This window comes from Streptomyces cellostaticus (genome assembly GCF_023630175.1).
GTDB classification, from domain to species: domain Bacteria; phylum Actinomycetota; class Actinomycetes; order Streptomycetales; family Streptomycetaceae; genus Streptomyces; species Streptomyces cellostaticus_A.
In genome coordinates, this window is the sequence record NZ_JALLIN010000069.1 from 1 (window position 1) to 20,927 (window position 20,927).

General features: G+C 72.6%; 21 protein-coding genes, 5 tRNA genes and 1 pseudogene. 19 read left to right on the forward strand and 8 right to left on the reverse strand.

What is annotated here, in order from left to right:
• Positions 1-449: 449 nt before the first annotated feature.
• From MXD57_RS29505 to MXD57_RS29540, 8 genes are all read left to right on the forward strand, one after another.
• On the forward strand, positions 450-1,235 hold the full coding sequence (locus MXD57_RS29505; RefSeq protein WP_250405235.1) for a fumarylacetoacetate hydrolase family protein: 786 nt from the start codon (positions 450-452) through the stop codon (positions 1,233-1,235).
• Positions 1,228-2,712, forward strand: a complete 1,485-nt coding sequence (gltX, locus tag MXD57_RS29510) for a glutamate--tRNA ligase (protein ID WP_250405236.1) — start codon at positions 1,228-1,230, stop codon at positions 2,710-2,712. Before MXD57_RS29505 ends, gltX begins: the two co-directional genes overlap by 8 nt.
• Positions 2,713-2,836: 124 nt before the next feature.
• Positions 2,837-3,571 (forward strand): HAD family hydrolase, encoded by a 735-nt coding sequence (locus tag MXD57_RS29515; RefSeq protein ID WP_250405237.1) that lies wholly within the window; start codon positions 2,837-2,839, stop codon positions 3,569-3,571.
• A 91-nt stretch (positions 3,572-3,662) separates the two neighbouring features.
• Positions 3,663-3,734 (forward strand) — tRNA-Gln (locus MXD57_RS29520).
• Between the two features lie 38 nt (positions 3,735-3,772).
• Positions 3,773-3,845 (forward strand) — tRNA-Glu (locus tag MXD57_RS29525).
• Between the two features lie 29 nt (positions 3,846-3,874).
• A tRNA-Glu gene (locus MXD57_RS29530) sits at positions 3,875-3,947 on the forward strand.
• A gap of 21 nt (positions 3,948-3,968) precedes the next feature.
• A tRNA-Gln gene (locus tag MXD57_RS29535) sits at positions 3,969-4,040 on the forward strand.
• Between the two features lie 28 nt (positions 4,041-4,068).
• A tRNA-Glu gene (locus MXD57_RS29540) sits at positions 4,069-4,141 on the forward strand.
• A 53-nt stretch (positions 4,142-4,194) separates the two neighbouring features.
• Here MXD57_RS29540 and MXD57_RS29545 read toward each other — a convergent pair.
• Positions 4,195-4,839 (reverse strand): MerR family transcriptional regulator, encoded by a 645-nt coding sequence (locus tag MXD57_RS29545; RefSeq protein ID WP_250405238.1) that lies wholly within the window; start codon positions 4,837-4,839, stop codon positions 4,195-4,197.
• A gap of 80 nt (positions 4,840-4,919) precedes the next feature.
• Here MXD57_RS29545 and MXD57_RS29550 point away from each other — a divergent pair, with 80 nt between their 5' ends.
• Positions 4,920-5,444: a DUF4188 domain-containing protein gene (locus MXD57_RS29550; protein WP_250405239.1), complete on the forward strand. Its 525-nt coding sequence runs from the start codon at positions 4,920-4,922 to the stop codon at positions 5,442-5,444.
• A gap of 99 nt (positions 5,445-5,543) precedes the next feature.
• On the opposite strand, the gene ndgR is transcribed toward MXD57_RS29550, so the two are convergent.
• On the reverse strand, positions 5,544-6,260 hold the full coding sequence (gene ndgR, locus MXD57_RS29555) for an IclR family transcriptional regulator NdgR (RefSeq protein WP_009320373.1): 717 nt from the start codon (positions 6,258-6,260) through the stop codon (positions 5,544-5,546).
• 191 nt (positions 6,261-6,451) lie between these two features.
• Between ndgR and leuC the strand changes: the two genes are divergently transcribed.
• From leuC to MXD57_RS29575, 4 genes are all read left to right on the forward strand, one after another.
• Positions 6,452-7,879, forward strand: a complete 1,428-nt coding sequence (gene leuC, locus MXD57_RS29560; protein ID WP_250405240.1) for a 3-isopropylmalate dehydratase large subunit — start codon at positions 6,452-6,454, stop codon at positions 7,877-7,879.
• A gap of 2 nt (positions 7,880-7,881) precedes the next feature.
• Positions 7,882-8,475, forward strand: a complete 594-nt coding sequence (gene leuD / locus MXD57_RS29565; protein WP_250405241.1) for a 3-isopropylmalate dehydratase small subunit — start codon at positions 7,882-7,884, stop codon at positions 8,473-8,475.
• 264 nt (positions 8,476-8,739) lie between these two features.
• Positions 8,740-8,970 (forward strand): hypothetical protein, encoded by a 231-nt coding sequence (locus tag MXD57_RS29570; protein WP_250405242.1) that lies wholly within the window; start codon positions 8,740-8,742, stop codon positions 8,968-8,970.
• A 136-nt stretch (positions 8,971-9,106) separates the two neighbouring features.
• Positions 9,107-9,760, forward strand: coding sequence for an HU family DNA-binding protein (locus MXD57_RS29575; protein ID WP_250405243.1), 654 nt, complete (start codon positions 9,107-9,109; stop codon positions 9,758-9,760).
• A gap of 114 nt (positions 9,761-9,874) precedes the next feature.
• On the opposite strand, the gene MXD57_RS29580 is transcribed toward MXD57_RS29575, so the two are convergent.
• Both MXD57_RS29580 and cofC read right to left on the reverse strand, forming a co-directional pair.
• Complete coding sequence (locus tag MXD57_RS29580) at positions 9,875-10,078, reverse strand: hypothetical protein (RefSeq protein ID WP_250405244.1); 204 nt, start codon at positions 10,076-10,078, stop codon at positions 9,875-9,877.
• A 110-nt stretch (positions 10,079-10,188) separates the two neighbouring features.
• Entirely contained in the window at positions 10,189-10,827 is a 639-nt protein-coding gene (gene cofC / locus MXD57_RS29585; protein ID WP_250405245.1) for a 2-phospho-L-lactate guanylyltransferase, read from the reverse strand.
• Positions 10,828-11,046: 219 nt separating this feature from the next.
• On the opposite strand from cofC, the gene MXD57_RS29590 reads away from it, so the two are divergent.
• From MXD57_RS29590 to MXD57_RS29600, 3 genes are all read left to right on the forward strand, one after another.
• Entirely contained in the window at positions 11,047-11,874 is an 828-nt protein-coding gene (locus MXD57_RS29590) for a lysophospholipid acyltransferase family protein (protein ID WP_250405246.1), read from the forward strand.
• Positions 11,871-12,881 (forward strand): NAD(P)H-dependent glycerol-3-phosphate dehydrogenase, encoded by a 1,011-nt coding sequence (locus MXD57_RS29595; protein ID WP_250405247.1) that lies wholly within the window; start codon positions 11,871-11,873, stop codon positions 12,879-12,881. Before MXD57_RS29590 ends, MXD57_RS29595 begins: the two co-directional genes overlap by 4 nt.
• A 146-nt stretch (positions 12,882-13,027) precedes the next feature.
• Entirely contained in the window at positions 13,028-14,185 is a 1,158-nt protein-coding gene (locus tag MXD57_RS29600; RefSeq protein ID WP_250405248.1) for a D-alanine--D-alanine ligase family protein, read from the forward strand.
• A gap of 10 nt (positions 14,186-14,195) precedes the next feature.
• Here MXD57_RS29600 and MXD57_RS29605 read toward each other — a convergent pair whose 3' ends face one another.
• Positions 14,196-14,714, reverse strand: coding sequence for a DUF3515 domain-containing protein (locus MXD57_RS29605; protein WP_250405249.1), 519 nt, complete (start codon positions 14,712-14,714; stop codon positions 14,196-14,198).
• A gap of 20 nt (positions 14,715-14,734) precedes the next feature.
• Positions 14,735-14,968 carry an Lrp/AsnC family transcriptional regulator gene (locus MXD57_RS29610; RefSeq protein WP_030808468.1) on the reverse strand — a complete coding sequence of 78 codons (234 nt, stop codon included), beginning with the start codon at positions 14,966-14,968 and terminating at the stop codon, positions 14,735-14,737.
• Between the two features lie 205 nt (positions 14,969-15,173).
• On the opposite strand from MXD57_RS29610, the gene MXD57_RS29615 reads away from it, so the two are divergent.
• Together MXD57_RS29615 and thiD are read left to right on the forward strand one after the other, a co-directional pair.
• Positions 15,174-16,139, forward strand: a complete 966-nt coding sequence (locus MXD57_RS29615; RefSeq protein ID WP_199212156.1) for a thiamine-phosphate kinase — start codon at positions 15,174-15,176, stop codon at positions 16,137-16,139.
• Positions 16,136-16,927: a bifunctional hydroxymethylpyrimidine kinase/phosphomethylpyrimidine kinase gene (gene thiD / locus MXD57_RS29620; protein ID WP_250405250.1), complete on the forward strand. Its 792-nt coding sequence runs from the start codon at positions 16,136-16,138 to the stop codon at positions 16,925-16,927. The genes MXD57_RS29615 and thiD overlap by 4 nt, the downstream gene beginning before the upstream one ends.
• A gap of 89 nt (positions 16,928-17,016) precedes the next feature.
• On the opposite strand, the gene rpmB is transcribed toward thiD, so the two are convergent.
• Positions 17,017-17,202 carry a 50S ribosomal protein L28 gene (rpmB, locus tag MXD57_RS29625; RefSeq protein ID WP_003993230.1) on the reverse strand — a complete coding sequence of 62 codons (186 nt, stop codon included), beginning with the start codon at positions 17,200-17,202 and terminating at the stop codon, positions 17,017-17,019.
• 259 nt (positions 17,203-17,461) lie between these two features.
• Between rpmB and MXD57_RS29630 the strand changes: the two genes are divergently transcribed.
• On the forward strand, positions 17,462-19,156 hold the full coding sequence (locus MXD57_RS29630) for a DAK2 domain-containing protein (RefSeq protein WP_250405251.1): 1,695 nt from the start codon (positions 17,462-17,464) through the stop codon (positions 19,154-19,156).
• 23 nt (positions 19,157-19,179) lie between these two features.
• Here MXD57_RS29630 and MXD57_RS29635 read toward each other — a convergent pair.
• Positions 19,180-20,927: pseudogene (locus MXD57_RS29635) on the reverse strand (tetratricopeptide repeat protein); the annotation flags it as partial.

A 20,927-nucleotide genomic window follows, 5' to 3' on the forward strand; every position in this document is an offset into this window, starting at 1 on the left:
CGGCCGGGTTAAAAATTGAGCCCGGGCCCGCGCCCGTATTTTCGCCGGGATTCACTCTCCGGCCTCTTTTTCGTCCCGGGCAACCGAATCCGTGCCGCCGCCACCGGCCCGATACGGCGGCACGGCGGCCGCACCGGATTTTCCGCCGCCATGTCGCGGAGCCGGCATCCGGGGGCCCGGCGCGCGGTCCGCCCGCGTGCCCCCGCCGGACGGCCCCGGTCCGGGCGCCGCACGGCCCCGGGGCGCGGACGGGCGCCTCCGTGAATTCTGGGCCAATGCGCGAATGGCCCGGTGTGGGTAATCCCGTAATCCCGCGGAATTAGAAGACCGCGTGCGAGGATCCGCGAGCCGGAAATGCCCGCCACGCCGCACTGCCCGAACGCCGCACGGCCAGACCGGTTAACCTGGGGCGTCAGTACGCCGGTTCTAGTTGAGGGGCGCAGGATCCCGTGCGCATCGCCAGGTTCTCCATCGACGGGAACGTAGCCTTCGGCGCGGTCGAGGGCGACAAGGAGGACGAACTCGTCCTCGACATCATCAAGGGCATCCCGTTCGCGGACCACGAGCTGTCCGGTACGAAGGTGCCGCTGGGCAAGGTCAGGCTGCTCCCCCCGGTGCTCCCCAACAAGGTCGTGGCGTTCGGCCGCAACTACGCCGAGCACGCGCGCGAGCTGGGCAACGAGGTGCCCGACGCCCCCTTCGCCTTCTTCAAGCCCTCCACCTCGGTGATCGGCCCCGGCGACGAGATCCGGTACCCGTCCTTCTCGCAGGAACTGCACCACGAGGCCGAGCTGGCCGTCGTCATCGGGCGCATGTGCCGCGAGGTCCCGCGCGAGCGCGTCAAGGACGTGATCCTCGGCTACACGTGCGCCAACGACGTCACCGCCCGCGACGTGCAGAGGCGTGAGAAGCAGTGGGCGCGGGCCAAGGGCTTCGACTCCTCCTGCCCGCTCGGCCCCTGGGTGGAGACGGACCTGGACCTGGAGCGCGCGAACGACCTCACCGTCCAGCTCACCGTCAACGGCGAACAGCGCCAGCTCGGCCGTACGAGCGAGATGGTCCACCCCATCGAGGACCTGGTCGTCAACATCTCCGAGGCCATGACCCTGCTCCCCGGCGACGTCATCCTCACCGGCACCCCCGCGGGGGTCGGCCCCCTGAACGTCGGCGACGAGGTCGCCGTCACCATCGAAGGCATCGGCACTCTCACCAACAAGGTTGTCAAGCGTGGCTAGCGCATCCGGCTCATCCGTACGCGTCCGTTTCTGCCCCTCTCCCACCGGTAACCCCCATGTGGGCCTGGTCCGCACCGCCCTGTTCAACTGGGCGTTCGCCCGGCACCACCAGGGCACCCTGGTCTTCCGCATCGAGGACACCGACGCGGCCCGCGACTCCGAGGAGTCCTACGGCCAGCTTCTCGACGCGATGCGCTGGCTGGGCTTCGACTGGGACGAGGGCCCCGAGACCGGTGGCCCGCACGCGCCGTACCGCCAGTCGCAGCGCATGGACCTCTACAAGGACGTCGCCCAGAAGCTCCTGGACGCCGGCCACGCCTACCACTGCTACTGCTCCCAGGAGGAGCTGGACACCCGCCGCGAGGCCGCGCGCGCCGCGGGCAGGCCGTCCGGCTACGACGGCCACTGCCGCGACCTGGGTGAGGCGGAGGTGGCGGAGTACCAGGCCCAGGGCCGCACCCCGATCGTCCGCTTCCGCATGCCGGACGAGGCGATCACCTTCGACGACCTGGTCCGCGGCGAGATCACCTACCTCCCGGAGAACGTGCCGGACTACGGCATCGTGCGCGCCAACGGCGCCCCGCTGTACACGCTGGTGAACCCGGTCGACGACGCCCTGATGGAGATCACCCACGTCCTGCGCGGCGAGGACCTGCTCTCCTCCACCCCGCGCCAGATCGCCCTGTACAAGGCGCTGGCCGAGCTGGGCATCGCCAAGCGGACCCCGGCCTTCGGCCACCTGCCCTACGTCATGGGCGAGGGCAACAAGAAGCTCTCCAAGCGCGACCCGCAGTCCTCGCTCAACCTCTACCGCGAGCGCGGCTTCCTGCCCGAGGGCCTGCTCAACTACCTCTCGCTGCTGGGCTGGTCGCTCTCGGCCGACCAGGACATCTTCTCGATCGAGGAGATGGTCGCGGCGTTCGACATCGCGGACGTGAACCCCAACCCGGCGCGCTTCGACCTGAAGAAGTGCGAGGCGATCAACGCCGACCACATCCGGATGCTCGAGGTCAAGGACTTCACCGAGCGCTGCCGCCCGTGGCTGAGGGCCCCGGCCGCCCCCTGGGCCCCGGAGGACTTCGACGAGGCCAAGTGGCAGGCGATCGCGCCGCACGCGCAGACCCGTCTGAAGGTCCTGTCCGAGATCACCGACAACGTCGACTTCCTGTTCCTCGCCGAGCCGGTCTTCGACGAGGCGTCCTGGGCGAAGGCGATGAAGGAGGGCTCGGAGGCCCTCCTGCGCACGGCACGGGAGAAGCTGGAGTCGGCCGACTGGACCTCGGCCGAGTCCCTGAAGGAGGCCGTCCTGGCCGCCGGCGAGGCGCACGGCCTCAAGCTCGGCAAGGCCCAGGCCCCGGTCCGTGTCGCGGTCACCGGCCGCACGGTCGGCCTGCCCCTCTTCGAGTCCCTGGAGGTCCTGGGCCAGGAGCGGACGCTGGCCCGGATCGACGCGGCGCTGGCGAGGCTCGCGGCGTAACGAACGCCACACACCGAGGGCGGCGTCCGGGACACCCGGGTGCCGCCCTCCGCCGTGCCCCGCCCCGTACGGCGGACTCTCCCGCCCCCGGACGCGGCGCCCGCTCGCCGGTTACGGTCGGGGTATGAGCATTCGCGCCGTGGTCTGGGACGTGGACGACACCCTCTTCGACTACACCACCGCCGACCGGGAGGGCATGCGCGCCCATCTGGTGGCCGAAGGGCTCCTCGCCGGCCACGGCTCGCCCGAGAGGGCGCTCGCGCGCTGGCGGGAGATCACGGATCTGCAATGGGCCCGCTTCGCCGCCGGCGAGGTCGACTTCGTCACACAGCGGCGCGACCGGGCCCGGGTCTTCCTGGACCGGCCGGAGCTGACGGACGACGAGGCCGACGACTGGTTCCAGCGGTACGTGCGGCACTACGAGGCGGCGTGGTCCCTGTTCCCCGACGTCCTGCCGGTGCTCGACGCCCTGGCCGCCAGCCACCGGCACGCGGTGCTGTCCAACTCGAGCCTGACCGTCCAGGACCGCAAGCTGCGCCTGCTCGGCGTGCGCGACCGCTTCGAGGCCCTGTTGTGCGCCGCCGAGCTGGGCGTCTCCAAGCCCCGGGCCGGCGCCTTCCTGGCCGCCTGCGACGCGCTCTCGCTCGCCCCGCCCGAGGTCGCCTACGTCGGGGACCACCCCGAGATCGACGGACGGGGGGCCGCCGACGCCGGGCTGCTGTCGGTCTGGATCGACCGCGGCGGCGCCTACGCCACCCTGGACCCGCCCACCGGACCGCACCGCATCGCCTCCCTCCGCGAACTCCCCGGGCTCCTCGGCGCGGATACTCGTTTTGGAGCCCCGTCCACCTTCGGGTAATGTTCTTCCTGCGCCGCCGGGGAGCGGGCCGAAAGGCCGGAAACCGGAGGAGCGAACTAGAACGAGAACCCCTCCGGGGCTTGAGTTCCAGTGGCCTATGGTGTAATTGGCAGCACGACTGATTCTGGTTCAGTTAGTCTTGGTTCGAGTCCAGGTAGGCCAGCTCGCAGAGCTCATCTGCGCCGCGGATCACATCCGCAAGCCCCCGTTGTGTAGCGGCCTAGCACGCTGCCCTCTCAAGGCAGTAGCGCCGGTTCGAATCCGGTCGGGGGTACTGATCTCGATCAACTCGAGATCGCTAGGGCCCCCGTTGTGTAGCGGCCTAGCACGCCGCCCTCTCAAGGCGGTAGCGCCGGTTCGAATCCGGTCGGGGGTACTGACTGGTCTAAACCATCATTGGTCTATGGTGTAATTGGCAGCACGACTGATTCTGGTTCAGTTAGTCTTGGTTCGAGTCCAGGTAGACCAGCTCGGACCTGCGGAAACGCAGTGTCCACGCCCCCGTTGTGTAGCGGCCTAGCACGCCGCCCTCTCAAGGCGGTAGCGCCGGTTCGAATCCGGTCGGGGGTACAACAGGAAGGCCCTCCGCTTCGGCGGAGGGCCTTCGCCGTGCCCGGCGCCGGCTACTCGAAGCCGTACCGCCGCGCCGTCTCCTCCTCCTGGGCCAGCCGGTGCAGCGCCTGCAGCACCGGTTCGTTGAGGATCGCGCCCAGCACGGCGAACTCGACCCGCTCCGCCCCCGAGGGGTGCGTCTCCATGTTGTCCAGGTCGAGGACGGCTGTCCGGTGCATCAACTCGGCGTACGGGGCGATCTGTTCGGCCCCCCAGTCGTGGACGATGCGGCGGATCGCGGCCACCGCCACCACCAGTGAGCGGTACGCGGGGGAAAGGGGCGCCAGCCGCTCCGCGTTCTCCCAGCCGAGCCGGTGCAGGAGCGCGGCGACCTCCTCGTGCGCGTCCCGGACGTCCTCGTCCTCCTCGTCCGGCTCCGGCACCTGCGGCAGCGCCCACATCGCCGCTCCCAGGCGGATCGTACGGCCCAGGGAGTCGTCGTCCACGTGCCCGAGCACCTCGCGCACCTTCGCCACCGGCACCCGGCCCACCTGGATCATCGCCCGCACCAGCCGCAGCCGGCGCAGGTGCTCCTCGTCGTACTCGGCCGTCCTGGCGTTCACCTGGCGGCCCGGCGGCAACAGCCCTTCGCGCAGGTAGTACTTGATCGTCGCGGTGGACACCCCGCTGCGCTCGCTGAGCTCCGCCAGCCGCATCTCTTGCGCCTTTCCTTGGGAAGTGCCACTATCCAAACATCGCCAGAAGGATAGTGCCGCTATCTGATGAGGGGGTCGGGATGTTCGCGAAGCCCGTGCGGGGCCGTACGACCGCCGCGGCGGACGGTGATGTGGTGGTGCTGCTCATCGGCATGCGGATCAACCACTTCTGGGCGGTGCACCAGTGGTTCCCGGTCATGCTGTCGATGATCCGCATGCTGGCGGAGCTCGCGCGGGACCCCGGCCGGGGACTGCTGGGGCGCGTACTGCTGACTGCCTCGCCGCGGACGTACTACGTCGTCCAGTACTGGGAGTCCCGGGAGAAGCTGTACGCCTACGCGGCCTCGCCGGACATGTTCCACCACCGGGCCTGGACGGCCGTCAACGGCAAGGAGCGCCAGGGCAGGGTGCGCGGGCACGTGGGTCTGTGGCACGAGACCTACATCGCGCCGGAGGGCTCCCACGAGTCCATCTACTTCGACATGCCGGCCTTCGGCCTGGCGAAGGCGCACGGCCAGGTGCCCCTGGAGCGGCGCGGCCGCTCCGCCGAGGACCGGTTCGCGCACCGCGCCCGGCGGGCGCCGGAGTCCGGCCGGACCGGCTGACGGGGGACGGGGCGGACGGGGCGGACGGGGGGACCGGGGAGGGGATCGCCGCGGCGTCGGGGCGGACCCTCCCCGGTGGTGTCCCCGGGGTGCCGGGGCTCAGCCCGAGCGGCGCAGCGCCTCGGAGAGGCGGGCCGCCGCGTCGATGACGGCCTGGGCGTGCATACGGCCCGGGTGGCGGGTCAGGCGCTCGATCGGACCGGAGACGGACACCGCGGCCACCACGCGGTTGGAGGGACCGCGCACGGGTGCGGAGACGGACGCCACGCCCGGCTCCCGCTCGCCGATGGACTGGGCCCAGCCGCGCCGCCGCACGCCCGACAGGGCCGTCGCCGTGAAGCGGGCGCCCTGCAGGCCGCGGTGCAGCCGCTCCGGCTCCTCCCAGGCCATCAGGATCTGGGCGGAGGAGCCGGCCTTCATGGTGAGCGTGGAGCCGACCGGGACCGTGTCCCGCAGGCCGGACAGGCGCTCGGCCGCGGCCACGCAGATCCGCATGTCGCCCTGGCGCCGGTAGAGCTGCGCGCTCTCGCCGGTGACGTCGCGGAGGTGGGTGAGCACGGGGCCGGCCGTGGCGAGCAGGCGGTCCTCGCCGGCCGCTGCCGCCAGTTCCGCGAGGCGCGGGCCGAGGATGAACCGGCCCTGCATGTCGCGTGCCACCATGCGGTGGTGTTCCAGGGCCACGGCCAGGCGGTGGGCCGTGGGTCGTGCCAGTCCGGTGGCCCCGACCAGACCCGCGAGGGTGGCCGGACCGGACTCCAGAGCGCTCAGGACGAGGGCCGCCTTGTCCAGAACGCCGACGCCGCTACTGTTGTCCATGCAACGATACTCGCGTCTCACTCTGTGAAACGCAAGTTCAATTTTCTGCGGAACGCGCCACCCTTGAAGCACACAGCGGCCCGTGCAGCACAGGGCCCGGCGGCGGACGCCCGGGAGCACCGGGGCGCGGGCGCCGTCTCCCCAAGATCTCGAGTTGGGCCGGTGGACGCTCGCCGGCCGGAGGGAAAGCGATGGGTAGGACACTCGCGGAGAAGGTCTGGGACGACCATGTCGTCCGGCGCGCCGAGGGCGAGCCCGACCTCCTCTACATCGACCTGCACCTCCTGCACGAGGTGACCAGCCCGCAGGCCTTCGACGGGCTGCGCAAGAGCGGCCGCCAGGTGCGCCGCCTCGACCTCACCATCGCGACCGAGGACCACAACACCCCGACCCTCGACATCGACAAGCCCATCGCCGACCCGGTCTCCCGCGCCCAGCTCGAGACGCTGCGCAAGAACTGCGCCGAGTTCGGGGTGCGGCTGCACCCGCTGGGCGACGTCGAGCAGGGCGTGGTGCACGTCGTCGGCCCCCAGCTCGGCCTGACCCAGCCCGGTACCACCGTGGTCTGCGGCGACTCCCACACCTCGACGCACGGTGCCTTCGGCGCGCTGGCGTTCGGCATCGGCACCTCCCAGGTGGAGCACGTGCTGGCCACGCAGACGCTGCCGATGGCACGCCCGAGGACCATGGCCATCACCGTCGAGGGCGAGCTGCCCGAGGGCGTCACCGCCAAGGACCTGATCCTGGCGATCATCGCCCGGATCGGCACCGGCGGCGGCCAGGGCTACGTCCTGGAGTACCGCGGCTCCGCCATCGAGAAGCTCTCGATGGAGGCCCGGATGACCATCTGCAACATGTCGATCGAGGCCGGTGCCCGGGCGGGCATGATCGCCCCGGACGAGACCACCTTCGAGTACCTCAAGGGCCGTCCGCACGCCCCCGAGGGCGCCGACTGGGACGCCGCGGTCGAGTACTGGAGGACCCTGCGCACCGACGAGGACGCGGTCTTCGACGCCGAGGTGGTCATCGCCGCCGACGAGCTGTCTCCGTTCGTCACCTGGGGTACCAACCCCGGCCAGGGCGCGCCGCTTTCGGCGTCCGTCCCCGACCCGGCTTCGTACGAAGACGCTTCGGAGCGCCTCGCCGCCGAAAAGGCCCTGGAGTACATGGGGTTGGCGGCCGGCCAGCCGCTGCGCTCCATCGACGTGGACACCGTCTTCGTAGGCTCCTGCACCAACGGCCGCATCGAGGACCTGCGCGCCGCCGCCGAGCTGCTGCGCGGCCGCAAAGTCGCCGACGGCGTACGGATGCTGGTCGTCCCCGGATCCGCCCGGGTCGGCCTGCAGGCCGTCTCGGAGGGACTGGACGTGGTCTTCAAGGAGGCCGGCGCCGAATGGCGGCACGCGGGTTGCTCGATGTGCCTCGGCATGAACCCCGACCAGCTCGCGCCGGGTGAGCGCTCGGCCTCCACCTCCAACCGCAACTTCGAGGGCCGGCAGGGCAAGGGTGGCCGTACCCACCTGGTGTCACCGCAGGTCGCGGCGGCCACCGCGGTCCTGGGCCACCTCGCCTCGCCCGCCGATCTGACCGACGACCGCACGCCCGCTGGAGCCCGATAACCATGGAAGCCTTCACCACCCACACCGGCCGGGCCGTCCCGCTGCGCCGCAGCAACGTCGACACCGACCAGATCATCCCCGCCCACTGGCTCAAGAAGGTGACCCGGGACGGCTTCGAGGACGGGCTGTTCGAGGCCTGGCGCAAGGACCCGGAGTTCGTGCTCAACCGTCCCGAGCGGCAGGGCGCGACCGTCCTGGTCGCCGGCCCCGACTTCGGCACCGGCTCCTCCCGGGAGCACGCCGTCTGGGCGCTGCAGAACTACGGCTTCAAGGCCGTGATCTCCTCCCGCTTCGCGGACATCTTCCGGGGCAACTCGCTGAAGAACGGCCTGCTCACGGTGGTGCTCGACCAGAAGATCGTGGACGCGCTGTGGGAGCTGACCGAGGCGGATCCGCAGGCCGAGGTCACCGTCGACCTGCAGAACCGCGAGGTGCGTGCCGGGGACGTCACCGCCTCCTTCGAGCTGGACGAGAACTCCCGCTGGCGGCTGCTGAACGGGCTGGACGACATCTCCATCACCCTGCGGAACGAGGCCGACATCGCCGAGTACGAGGGCGGGCGGCCCGCCTACAAGCCGCGGACCCTCCAGGGCTGACCCGGCGACCCCGGCAGGTCGACTTTCGGCCACCCCAACACACCGGCTGTACCCCCGATCGCCACGATTGGGGGTACAGCCGTGTCTGCACCCGAACGGCCCCGCGCCGGCCCCCGGGCCCGCACAACTTCCCACGTTAGAGGGGTGGTTGGCGGGGTACGCGCGCAGCGGGACGGTGTTCCGGACCGGCGCCGACAGGGCTGTCCGGCGCGGCAGTTGCCCCCTGCGCAGGCGACAACTCGCCCCAGATGGCACAATCTGTGCATGGAACACGACGGCCAACTCGAGCTCTATACGGCGGTCGCGGACCAACTCAAGGAAGCGCACTCGCGGGTGCGCGCACTGCAAGTCCCGGAGGGCGTACGGATGGCGCTGACCCGGAAGCTGCTGGTCATTACGGCCGCGGCCAAGCACGATCTCGCCGGTGCGGCAAGGCGACTGGAGCGGTTCAACGCGGACCTCGACGAGGGGCGGGTCCCCGAAGAGGATCACTGAGCGGTCCGGGACAGCCGATTTCGCTGCGGCACAAGGGTGATAAGCCCGTTTCGTGTTTGATTTGCGGTATATATCTGCCTAACGTGCGAAAAAGCTTGAACACTTTCGTTCTGGCGATGTCTCCGAAGGGGAAGACGTGAACAAGGCGCAGCTCGTAGAAGCGATTGCCGACAAGATGGGCGGCCGCCAGCAGGCCGCCGAGGCTGTCGATCATGTCCTGGACGCCATCGTCCGCGCGGTCGTCGCGGGCGAGCGGGTCTCGGTCACCGGCTTCGGGTCCTTCGAGAAGGTGGACCGCCCCGCCCGCTACGCCCGTAACCCCCAGACGGGCGAGCGGGTTCGCGTCAAGAAGACCTCCGTGCCGCGCTTCCGCGCGGGCCAGGGCTTCAAGGACCTGGTGAGCGGCTCCAAGAAGCTGCCGCGGGGCGGCGAGGTGTCGGTGAAGAAGGCACCCAAGGGCAGCCTGAGCGGCGGCGCTTCCGCCACGGTCAAGAAGGCCGCCGCGAAGAAGACCACCAAGGCGGCCGCCGCGAAGAAGGCCACCGCCAAGAAGGCGGCACCGGCGAAGAAGACCACCGCCGCCGCGAAGAAGGCCACCGCGAAGAAGGCCACCGCCAAGAAGGCGGCACCGGCGAAGAAGACCACCGCCGCCGCGAAGAAGGCCACCGCGAAGAAGACGACCGCCAAGAAGGCCCCGGCCAAGAAGGTCACCGCCAAGAAGGCCCCGGCGAAGAAGTCGACGGCCCGCAAGACCACCGCCAAGAAGGCCACCGCCCGCAAGGCCTCCTGAGGCCGTCGGGGTACCCACGCGCCGGGCCGGACTCCCCTCGGGAGCCCGGCCCGCGGCGTGTGCACGGCGCCCGGGCCGTGCCGGCCGGTGCCGCCCGTCGAGGAGCGACGCGTACTAGAACGTCTGCAGGGTCACCAGGGTGATCCGCACGGCCGTGCCGTCGCGCTCCGTCTCGATCCGCACCCGCTGCCCGGGGCGCAGCAACCGCAGCCCGCCCGCGTCGAACGCCGCCGCGCCGAAGGGTACGGGGGTCCCGTCGTCGAGCAGCACCTGCCCGCTGCGGGTTGCGGGGTCGTACGTGTACGCGGTGGCCTGCATGACGGTCAGCGTAGTGCCTCGGGCCGCCCGCCGTCGGGCTGCGGTGCGCGCCACCGGGAGCCGTTCCGGCGCGGCCGGGGGCGTTCCTCCCCGCGCCACCGGGGCGCTGCTCAGGACCCCGGGATCAGCAGTCGCGCGGAAGCCGCCGCCGTGAACCGCCCCACGCCCAGCGCGAGCGCCGCCCGCAGATCCTCACCGGTGTCCACGTCCTGCCGTACGGAATGCACGTCCGCGAGCCCGAGTTCCGCGGCTCCCGACGCCCGGTGCCGGGCCCGGGAACCGGTGCCGAACGCGGGCCGCAACGGCCGCCCCGGCGCCGCGCACAGCAGGGTCGTGCCCACCGCGGCCGCGTCCGCGAGAAAGGCCCGCGGATATTCGGCCGCCGCGCCGAGCACCCGGGACAATTCCGTCGGGCGCAATGCCGGGAGATCCGCGTTCAGTGCCGCGACCGCCGCGGCCGGACACGATTCCCGTACGACGGCCGCCCCGTGCCCGAGCGCGGCGTTCAGTCCACTGCCCGGAGCGTCCGGGACGATCCGGGCACCCAGTCCCCGCAGCGTCCGGCCGGCCAGCGCGTCGTCCGTGACGACCACCACATCCGCGACCTCCGTGCAGGCCAGCGCGGCGGCCACCGTGTCCTGCGCGAACGCCAGCGCCAGCCCGGGGCGCACTCCGTCCGCCGCGGTGTCCGCGAGCCTGCTCTTGGCCCGCGCCAGCGGCTTCAGGGGGATGACCAAGGTCCACTGCACCGGTGTACCGCCCCTCTCTTGTCGCGCTCATTGTCACCCGGCCGGGTCCGGCCGGGCGGGGTGCCGGTGAGGACGCGGGGCTCCCGGCAGGGCGGTGGCCGGGGACGGGCGGGCGTACGGTGTTCTCGACAGACCGGCGGCCTGGGGCGACACTTGTGCGGCCCCCCGGCCTAGGTGCCGAGGTGACAGCCCTTAGAGGCCTTAGAGGAAGGTGTCCGCGTGCCCCGCCGCCAAATCGGGTTCTGGTACCGCTTCGCCGCGGTCCTCTGCAAACCGCCCCTGGTGGTTCTGATCAAGCGGGACTGGCGTGGAATGGAGCACATTCCGGCCGAGGGCGGATTTATCACCGCGGTGAACCACAATTCACATGTGGATCCCTTCGCGTACGCGCACTATCAGTACAACACCGGACGGGTTCCGCGATTCCTGGCGAAGAGCGGCCTTTTCAAGAAGGGATTCGTCGGCGCCGCCATGCGCGGCACCGGGCAGATCCCCGTCTACCGCGAGAGCACGGACGCGCTCAGCGCGTTCCGAGCCGCGATCGACGCCGTGGAGCGCGGCGAGTGCGTCGCCTTCTACCCCGAGGGCACCCTCACCCGTGACCCCGACGGCTGGCCGATGACGGCCAAGACCGGCGCCGCCCGCGTGGCCCTGCAGACCAAGTGCCCGGTGATCCCGGTCGCCCAGTGGGGCTGCAACGAACTGCTGCCGCCCTACGCCAAGAAGCCGCACCTCCTGCCGCGCAAGACGCACCAGGTCCTCGCGGGCCCGCCCGTGGACCTGTCCCGCTTCTACGACAAGGAGATGACCGCCGACCTCCTGAAGGAGGCCACCGAGGTCATCATGGCGGCCGTCACCCGCCAGCTCGAGGAGATCCGCGGCGAGAAGGCACCCGACACCCCCTACGACCCGCGCCGTGAACGGATCGAACAGCGCCGCCGGACCGCCGCGCAGGCCGCCCGGGTGACGGCCGCCGCCGGCCCGGAGGCCGCGGAGGCCGGCCGTGAGGTCTCGCGGACCGGCACCGAGGAGGAGAGCGGCAAGTGAGCAAGAGCGTCCGCGCCGCTGTCATGGGCACCGGCTCGTGGGGCACCGCCTTCGGCATGGTCCTCGCCGACGCGGGCTGCGAGGTGACCCTGTGGGCCCGCCGTCCGGAGCTGGCCGAGGCGGTCAACTCCACCCGCACCAACCCCGACTACCTGCCCGGTGTCGAACTCCCGCGGAACCTCCGGGCCACCGCCGACGCCGCCGAGGCGCTGCGCGACGCGGACTTCACCGTCCTCGCCGTCCCCTCCCAGACCCTGCGCGCCAACCTCGCCGAGTGGACCCCGCTGCTCGCGCCGGGCACCGTGCTCGTCTCCCTGATGAAGGGCGTCGAGCTGGGCTCCACCATGCGGATGAGCGAGGTGATCGACGACGTCGCCAAGGTCGGCGCCGACCGCATCGCCGTGGTCACCGGACCCAACCTGGCCCGGGAGATCGCCGCCCGCATGCCCGCCGCGGCCGTCGTGGCCTGCACCGACGAAGCCGTGGCCCGGCGGCTCCAGGCCGCCTGCCACACGCCGTACTTCCGGCCGTACACCAACACCGACGTGGTCGGCTGCGAACTGGGCGGCGCGGTCAAGAACGTCATCGGCCTCGCGGTCGGCATCGCCGACGGCATGGGCCTCGGGGACAACGCCAAGGGTTCGCTCATCACCCGCGGCCTCGCGGAGACCACCCGGCTCGGGACGGCGCTCGGCGCGGATCCGCTGACGTTCTCCGGACTCGCGGGCCTCGGCGACCTGGTGGCCACCTGCTCCTCGCCGCTGTCCCGCAACCACACCTTCGGCACCAACCTCGGCAAGGGCATGACCCTCGAACAGACCATCGCGGTCACCAGGCAGACCGCCGAGGGCGTCAAGTCCTGCGAGTCGGTGGCGGATCTGGCCCGCCGGCACGGGGTCGAGATGCCCATCACCGAGACGGTCGTGGACATCGTGCACGAGGGCAAGCCGCCGGTGGTCGCCCTCAAGGAGCTGATGTCGCGCAGCGCCAAGCCCGAGCGGCGCTGAACCCCGCCCGACACGGTGCCGGGCCGTGCACACCCGGCACCGCGTCCCCGTCCGCGCGACGCTGAGCGACCGTCCGTGCGACGCTGAGCGACGGCGCCGGAGCGGCCGCTGACTTGGGGGATACCAACGGGTACTCTCAACGCGATATGAGCACCGAGAACCTCCCCCAGAGCCCTGACCAGCCGTCCCGCAAGCCGCGCGTGGCCGTCGTGTTCGGCGGGCGCAGCTCCGAGCACGGGATCTCCGTGGTCACCGCGGGCGCCGTCCTCAAGGCGATCGACCGGACGAAGTACGACGTCCTGCCGATCGGCATCACCGCGGACGGCGGCTGGGCGCTGACGGCCGACGAGCCGGACCGGATGGCCATCACCGACCGCCGCACCCCGAGCGTGGCGGAGCTGGCCGAATCGGACGAGGGTGCCGTGGTCCTCCCCGTGGACCCCGCGAACCGCGAGGTCCTCTACAGCGAGCCCGGCTCGGTGCCCAAGGCCCTCGGCGAGGTCGACGTGGTCTTCCCGGTGCTGCACGGCCCCTACGGGGAGGACGGCACCCTCCAGGGCCTCCTGGAACTGTCCGGAGTGCCGTACGTGGGCTCGGGTGTGCTCGCCTCGGCCGTCGGCCAGGACAAGGAGTACATGAAGCGGGTGTTCACCTCCTTCGGGCTCAAGGTCGGCCCGTACCTGGTGATCCGCCCCCGCGAATGGGAGCAGAACGAGTCCGCGGCCCGCAAGCGGATCGTCGACTTCGCCGGCGACCACGGCTGGCCGCTGTTCGTGAAGCCCGCGCGCGCGGGCTCCTCCATCGGCATCACCAAGGTCGACGACCTCTCCGGACTGGACGAGGCGATCGCCGAGGCCCAGTCGCACGACCCGAAGATCCTGATCGAGGCCGCCGTCCGCGGACGCGAGATCGAGTGCGGCGTCCTGGAGTTCGAGGACGGGCCGCGCGCCTCCGTGCCGGCCGAGATCCCGCCGCCGGACGCGCACGCGTACTACGACTTCGAGGCCAAGTACATCGACTCCACGCCCGGCATCGTCCCGGCTCCGCTCACCGGTGAGCAGACCGCCGAGGTGCGGCGGCTCGCCGTCGAGGCGTTCGAGGCGGCCTCCTGCGAGGGCCTGGTCCGCGCCGACTTCTTCCTCGACGAGGACGGCGAGTTCGTGATCAACGAGATCAACACCATGCCCGGTTTCACGCCGATCTCGATGTACCCGCAGATGTGGCAGGCCACCGGGATCGACTACCCGGAACTGGTGGACCTTCTGGTGCGGGCCGCGCTGCGGCGCTCGACCGGACTGCGCTGACGCCGCACGCTCATCGCATGGAGGCGATCCCCTCGGGGATCGCCTTCTTCACGGCGTCCGCCAGGTCCGTGAGCACCGGGGCGCCCTCGTCCTGCGCCGACATCCCCCGGGGCAGGCTCACCTGCGCGTAGGCCACCCGGTTCGCCGTGGTGAACCGCCAGGTGCCGTCGCCGCGCTTCTCCATCAGCCAGTCGACGCCGTTCACCTCGCCCGCGACGGCGTCCGGGTCGCCGCCCCGGGCCACCTCGGGGTCGACCATCTTCGGCGGCCGTACGACACCGCAGCGCAGTATGATCGCCGGGCTTCCCCAGCCCGCCGTGTAGGCGGACCGGGGCTCGGGGTCGTGACGGCTCCGTCCGTCGACCTTCCCGGGCAGCGCCCGGTGCAGGTCCCGGCAGACCTTCGCCGTCTTCGCGTCGGGGGTGGGAACCGCGACCGCGGCGCTGTCGTCTGCCGTGGAGCAGCCCGCGACCGCGATCAGCAGGGCGGGCGCGAGCAGGTACGGCGGTCGGTGGCGGAAGCAGTTCACCGGCCAAGCGTAGACGGGGGCTAGAGATGGACGACCGGGCAGGTCAGGGTGCGGGTGATGCCGTCCACTTGCTGGACTTTCGCGACCACCATGCGGCCGAGTTCGTCGACCGTGTCGGACTGGGCGCGCACGATCACGTCGTACGGCCCGGTGACGTCCTCGGCCTGGATCACTCCGGGGATCCTGCCGATCGTCTCGGCGACGGTCGACGCCTTGCCGACCTCCGTCTGGATCAGGATGTACGCCTGTACCACGGAACCTCCAGGGCGGCCACGAGGATCATGTGGGGAAAAGGAACGCCACGGTATCGCGTCGCCGCTCCCCGCGGGGAGACCCGCGGGGGCCGGGCTTGCGCGCCAGGGGTGCAGGCACGACAGAAGTTGACGGTCACCTCGACGGTATCGGGGAGACTGAGGACGCGCGACCGGGCACGCAGAGGCACAGAAGGGGCTTGAGGCGATGAAGGGCACAGTGGGTGAGTTGGGTGAGTTCGGGCTCATCCGGGAGCTGACCTCCCGTCTCACCACGACCCCGGTGGTCCGGGTCGGCCCCGGTGACGACGCCGCGGTGGTCGCCGCACCCGACCGCAGGGTGGTGGCGAGCACCGACATCCTGCTGGAGGGGCGGCACTTCCGCCGCGACTGGTCCACGGCGTACGACGTCGGGCGCAAGGCCGCGGCGCAGAACCTGGCGGACATCGCCGCCATGGGCGCCGTGCCGACCGCGCTGCTGCTCGGCCTCGTCGTCCCGGCCGAACTCCCGGTCACCTGGCCGACCGAGCTGATGGACGGGCTGCGCGACGAGTGCCAGGTCGCGGGTGCCGCGGTGGTGGGCGGGGACGTCGTGCGCGGGGACACCATCATGGTGTCGATCACCGCGCTCGGCGACCTGCGCAACCAGGAGCCGGTGACCCGGGCCGGCGCCCAGCCCGGCGACCTGGTGGCCGTCACGGGCTGGCTGGGCTGGTCCGCGGCCGGCTACGCGGTGCTCTCCCGCGGCTTCCGCTCACCGCGCGCGTTCGTGGAGGCCCACCGGCGCCCCGAGCCGCCGTACCACGCGGGTCCGGCCGCCGCCGCGCTCGGCGCCACCGCGATGTGCGACGTCAGCGACGGCCTGATCGCCGACCTCGGGCACATCGCCGAGGCCAGCAAGGTGCGCATCGACATCCGGTCCGGCGCGATCGACATCCCGACGCAGATGAACGACATCGGGCAGGCCGTCGGCGTCGACCCGCTCCAGTGGGTGCTGACCGGGGGAGAGGACCACGCGATCGTGGCCACGTTCCCGCCGGACGCCAAGCTCCCCGCCCGCTGGAAGGTGATCGGCGAGGTGCTCAACCCCTCGGCGCTGCCCCAGGTGACCGTCGACGGGGCCCCGTGGACCAGCAAGGGCGGCTGGGACCACTTCGGGGACATCGAGTCGTGATCCCCCGGGTACTCACGGTCGCCGGCTCCGACTCCGGCGGCGGCGCCGGCGTGCAGGCCGACCTGAAGACGATGCTGGCCCTCGGCGTGCACGGGGCGAGTGTGATCACGGCGGTGACCGCGCAGAACTCGCTGGGCGTGCAGGGCGCCTGGGAGATGCCGGTGGAGGCCGTCCGGGCCCAGTACCGCAGCGTGGTCGACGACATCGGCGTGCAGGCCGTGAAGACCGGGATGCTCGCCTCGGCCGAACTGGTCGAGGTGGTCGCCGAATTGATCTCCGGCACCGACGCGCCGGCCGTGGTGGACCCGGTGGGCGTCTCCAAGCACGGTGATCCGCTGCTCGCCGCCTCCGCCCTGGACTCGGTCCGGGGCAGCCTGCTGCCGGTGGCGACGGTGGCCACACCCAACCTGGACGAGGTGACCCAACTCACGGGGGTCCGGGTCGAGTCCGAGGACGATCTGCGCCGGGCCGCGGCGGCCGTGCTGGCGTACGGGCCGCGCTGGGTGCTGATCAAGGGCGGGCATCTGCCCGGCGACGCGGTGGACCTGCTCACGGACGGCTCACGGGAGCACTGGCTGCGGGCCCCGCGCCACGACAACCGGCACACGCACGGCACGGGCTGCACGCTCGCCTCGGCCGTCGCGTCGGGGCTGGCGAAGGGCCTGACCGTGCCGGAGGCGGTGATCCGGGCCAAGGAGTACGTGACCGGGGCGATCGCCGCCGGGTTCGCGCTGGGCGCGGGGATCGGGCCGGTGGACCACGGCTGGCGGTTCCGGTCGGCGGAGTGATCCCGCGGGCACGGCAAAAAGCCGGTCCACCCGGAGGTGGACCGGCTCAGTGCAGCGGACCAGGCGGTGGCCGCGCGCTCAGCTATGCGTCAGCGCGAGACCTTGCCGGCCTTGATGCACGAGGTGCAGGCGTTCACGCGCTTCGGCGTCCCGCCGACCACGGTACGCACACGCTGGATGTTCGGGTTCCAGCGGCGGGACGTACGGCGGTGCGAGTGCGAGATGTTGTTGCCGAAGCCCGGCCCCTTGCCGCAGACGTCGCAGTTGGCAGCCACGGGTCACTCCAAAGACTTCAGATGCACTTACGGTTGATCCCGGCATGCCGGGATCGAGATCCTAGGACCTGAGACCTTGAGTGGCGTTGCCAGGGGGAATGGCCCGATCAGGATCGGGCAACCGGAGCAGCATACAACGACTGCGTCCGTACCGCGAAACTACCATGGCAGCTCGCAGGCCCGCTCCCGGCCCTCTTCCGGAGGCAGCCGCTCCGGGGTCTACGCTGCGTCCACGTCCAAGCAGCTCAGGGAGGCGCAGGTGGCGCAGGTGCCGCAGACACTGGATGCTCTCGCGGTGCGCACCTGGTGCGGTCTGGCGCTGCGCGCCCTGGGACGGGCACGCGAGGAGATCGACGCGATCAACGTCTATCCCGTGGCCGACGGGGACACCGGCACCAATCTCTACCTGACCGTCGAATCGGCCGCCACCGCCGTGGAGGCCGTGTTCGCCGGGTACGGGACCGGGGCCGGGGAGCCCACCCTCGCGGACGCCGCGCGCGCGATGGCCCACGGGGCGCTCATCGGGGCCCGCGGCAACTCCGGCACGATCCTCGCCCAGCTCCTGCGGGGCATGGCCCAGGTGCTCGCCGGGGGAGAGGCGGGTGACGCGTCCCACTGCGACGGCGCCGGGCTGCGCCTGGCCCTGCGGCACGCCGCCGACTCCGCCCGGCGAGCCGTGGCCCACCCCGTCGAGGGCACCGTGCTCACCGTCGCCTCGGCGGCCGCGGACGCCGCGGCCGCCGTCGGGACGGCGGAGGACGACTGCGGCGCGATCGCCCGGGCCGCCTACGAGGGCGCCGGCCTGGAACTGGAGCGGACCCCGGACCGGCTCGCCGTGCTGCGCCGGGCCGGGGTGGTCGACGCGGGCGGCCGGGGTCTGGTCACGGTGCTCGGCGCCCTGGTGGAGGCGTGCACGGGAGAGGCGGTCAACGACACCCCCAGGGCACGGGAGACCGCGGCCGGGGCTGCCGGGGCGCACGCGCGCGCGGCGGCCGGCTCCGACGGCGGGAACTGCGCCGACGGTCCCGGCGACGGCCCCGCCTACGAGGTGATCTACCTCCTGGAGGCCGGCGACGAGGCCGTGACCCGGCTGCGCGCGCGACTCGACACCCTGGGGGACTCCCTGGTCGTGGTCGGCGGCGACGGACTGTGGAACGTGCACGTGCACGTCGACGACGCGGGGGCCGCCGTGGAGGCGGGCGTCGAGGCGGGCCGGCCGTACCGGATCCGGATCACCCACTTCGCGGCCGGTGACGTGCACACCGGCGGTGAGCGCCCGCCGCGCGAGCGCGCCCAGCGGGCGGTCGTCGCCGTCGTGCCCGGTGAGGGACTGGCCGGGCTGTACGGCGAGGCCGGCGCGACCACCGTGCTCGCCCGTCCCGGGGAGCCGCCCGCCAGCGGGGAGCTGGTGCAGGCCCTGCGGCGTGCCCACGCGCGCGAGGTGGTGCTGCTGCCCAACGACGCCGAGCTGCGCCACACCGCCGCAGCGGCCGCCGAGCAGGCCCGCACCGAGGGCATCCGGGTCGCCCTGATCCCGACCCGCTCGGCGGTCCAGGGCATCGCCGCGCTCGCCGTGCACGAACCCGGGCGCCGCTTCGACGAGGACGTCGTGCAGATGACCTCGGCGGCCGGCGCCACGCGGTACGCCGAGGTCATCGTCGCCGAACGCCAGTCGTGGACGTCGGCCGGCATCTGCCAGGCCGGGGACGTGCTGGGCCTGATCGACGGCGACGTGGCGGTGATCGGGCCGGATCTCACCGCCACCGCCGAGACCCTCCTGGACCGCATGCTCCGGGCGGGCGGCGAACTGGTCACCCTCGTCGTCGGGGACGAGGCCCCCGAGTCCGTCGCCACCCACCTGGAGTCCCACGTCCGCGAGTCCTACCTGGCGGTGGACACGCTGGTCTACCGGGGCGGCCGCCAGGGAGCCCCGCTGCTCATCGGCGTGGAGTGACCCCGGTGCCGTGAAACGCCCGCTCAGTGGTCCGGCAGGGCTGCGAGCAGTTCCTCGGCCCCGGCGCGCCGCGAGCGGACCGTGCCGTCCGTGGCGTCGGCGTCCCCGTAGGCCGCGAGGACACCGCGCGCGCGTGCCGCCGCCTCCGCCGGACGGCCGAGGTCGGCCTCCAGCCGGCCCGCGGCGAGCTCGGCACCGGTGCGGCCGTGCAGCCCCGCCGCGCCGAGCGTGCCGAACAGCTCGGCCGCGCGGTCCATCCGAACCAGCGCCGCCTCGAAGGCCTCCACGAACCCCTGGTCCGAGTCCTCGGCGTTCCCCGCCGACCGGGCCAGCAGATCACCGAACTGAAGGTGCGTGTCCGCCAGTTCCGCGGTGAGCCGGTCCCGGACCGCCGGCTCCGCCGCCTCCAGGGCGTGCTCGCACGCGCGCACCGCCTCCGCCATCAGCTCCCGCGCCGCGTCCGCCGGTTCCCCGCCGCGCGCCGCCAGCCAGGCACGGGCACGCAGCGAGCGCACCAGGAAGTGCGGGTTGCCGAGCCCCCGCCACAGCTCGCCCGCGCGCGCGTACGCACGGTCCGCGTCCTCGAGCAGCCCCGCGTCGCCCAGTGACTCCGCGGCGAGATGGGCGAGCGTGGCGTGGTCCTGCTGCTCGGGCCAGTGCCGGGCGATCTCGGCGGCCCCCAGCCGCCGTTCCGCCGCCGCCCGGTGCTCGCCCAGCTCGCTCAGGCAGTCCCCGAGCCACCATCGCGCCTGTACGACGGCCCCTTCGCCGTGCGTCTCGGCGGTGAGGTCGGGCAGCACCGACTCCAGTATCTCGGCGGCCTCCGCGCACCGCCCCTCGCGCAGCAGGAGACCGCCGAGCTGGTGCCGCGCCCACGCGCCCAGCGTGCCGCTCTCGCCCGCCTCGTCGGCCCAGTGCGCGGCCTCCAGCGCGTGCTCCGCGGCCTCGCCGGTCCCACCCCGTCCGCCGATCACCTCGGCGAGCTGCAGATGGAGCTGGGCCCGTCCGGCCGGCTCCACGTACGGGGCGCCGTGCTCCAGGGCCGAGCGCAGCGCCCGTTCGGTCCCGGCCGCGTCGCCGAGCCCGTGGGCCAGCCCGGCCGCCTCGACCTCGTACTCCACCGCGCACCAGGGCAGCCCGGCCGCCACGTACTCGGCGGCGGCCAGCCGGTAGCCCTCGGCGGCCCCCGCCGCGTCCCCGGTCAGCGCGGCCAGCCCGGCGAGCATCCCGCGCGCCTCGGCGGCCCGGGCGGCCAGCCGCACGTCGCCGTCCGCACGTCCCCCGACGAACGCCAGCACCTCCCGCACGGCCCGTCCGGCCCCGGCGAGCGCCTCCTGCGGGTCGCGGTCCGCGCCGTCGCCCTCCCCGCCGTCCTCGTGCAGCCGCCGTACGAGCACCCGCGCCCGGCTCATCAGCACCGCCGCCGTCTGCCGTACCCCGGTGCCGCCCGCGGCGTACAGCGTGTGCACCTCGTCGCACAGCGCGCCGACCGCCGTCACCGCGGCGTCCACCTCGCCCGCCAGCGCCCGCACGTACGCACCGCGCGCGCGTGCCGCCAGCGCCTCGCCCGGGTCGCCCGCCTCCGCGTACAGCGCGGCGGCCCGCTCGAACAGGGGGGCGCCCGCGGGTCCGCGTCCCATCGCCTCGTGGTCGGCGATCTCCGCCCGGTCGCGTGGCTCCAGCTCCACCCCCTCGGCGGCCCGCGCGACCGCTGCCCAGGCCTCCAGCGCGTGCGGCCGCAGCGTGTCCGACAGCCGGCGCGCCTCGGCCA

Bases quoted from the DNA above. Each gene is read 5' to 3' on its own strand.
- MXD57_RS29615 (WP_199212156.1), top strand. From the start codon at position 15,174: ATGAAGGGCACAGTGGGTGAGTTGGGTGAGTTCGGGCTCATCCGGGAG.
- MXD57_RS29580 (WP_250405244.1), bottom strand. From the start codon at position 10,078: ATGCAGGCCACCGCGTACACGTACGACCCCGCAACCCGCAGCGGGCAG.
- MXD57_RS29545 (WP_250405238.1), bottom strand. From the start codon at position 4,839: ATGCGGCTGGCGGAGCTCAGCGAGCGCAGCGGGGTGTCCACCGCGACG.
- MXD57_RS29570 (WP_250405242.1), top strand. From the start codon at position 8,740: ATGGAACACGACGGCCAACTCGAGCTCTATACGGCGGTCGCGGACCAA.
- leuC (WP_250405240.1), top strand. From the start codon at position 6,452: ATGGGTAGGACACTCGCGGAGAAGGTCTGGGACGACCATGTCGTCCGG.
- leuD (WP_250405241.1), top strand. From the start codon at position 7,882: ATGGAAGCCTTCACCACCCACACCGGCCGGGCCGTCCCGCTGCGCCGC.
- MXD57_RS29600 (WP_250405248.1), top strand. From the start codon at position 13,028: ATGAGCACCGAGAACCTCCCCCAGAGCCCTGACCAGCCGTCCCGCAAG.
- MXD57_RS29515 (WP_250405237.1), top strand. From the start codon at position 2,837: ATGAGCATTCGCGCCGTGGTCTGGGACGTGGACGACACCCTCTTCGAC.
- MXD57_RS29550 (WP_250405239.1), top strand. From the start codon at position 4,920: ATGTTCGCGAAGCCCGTGCGGGGCCGTACGACCGCCGCGGCGGACGGT.
- ndgR (WP_009320373.1), bottom strand. From the start codon at position 6,260: ATGGACAACAGTAGCGGCGTCGGCGTTCTGGACAAGGCGGCCCTCGTC.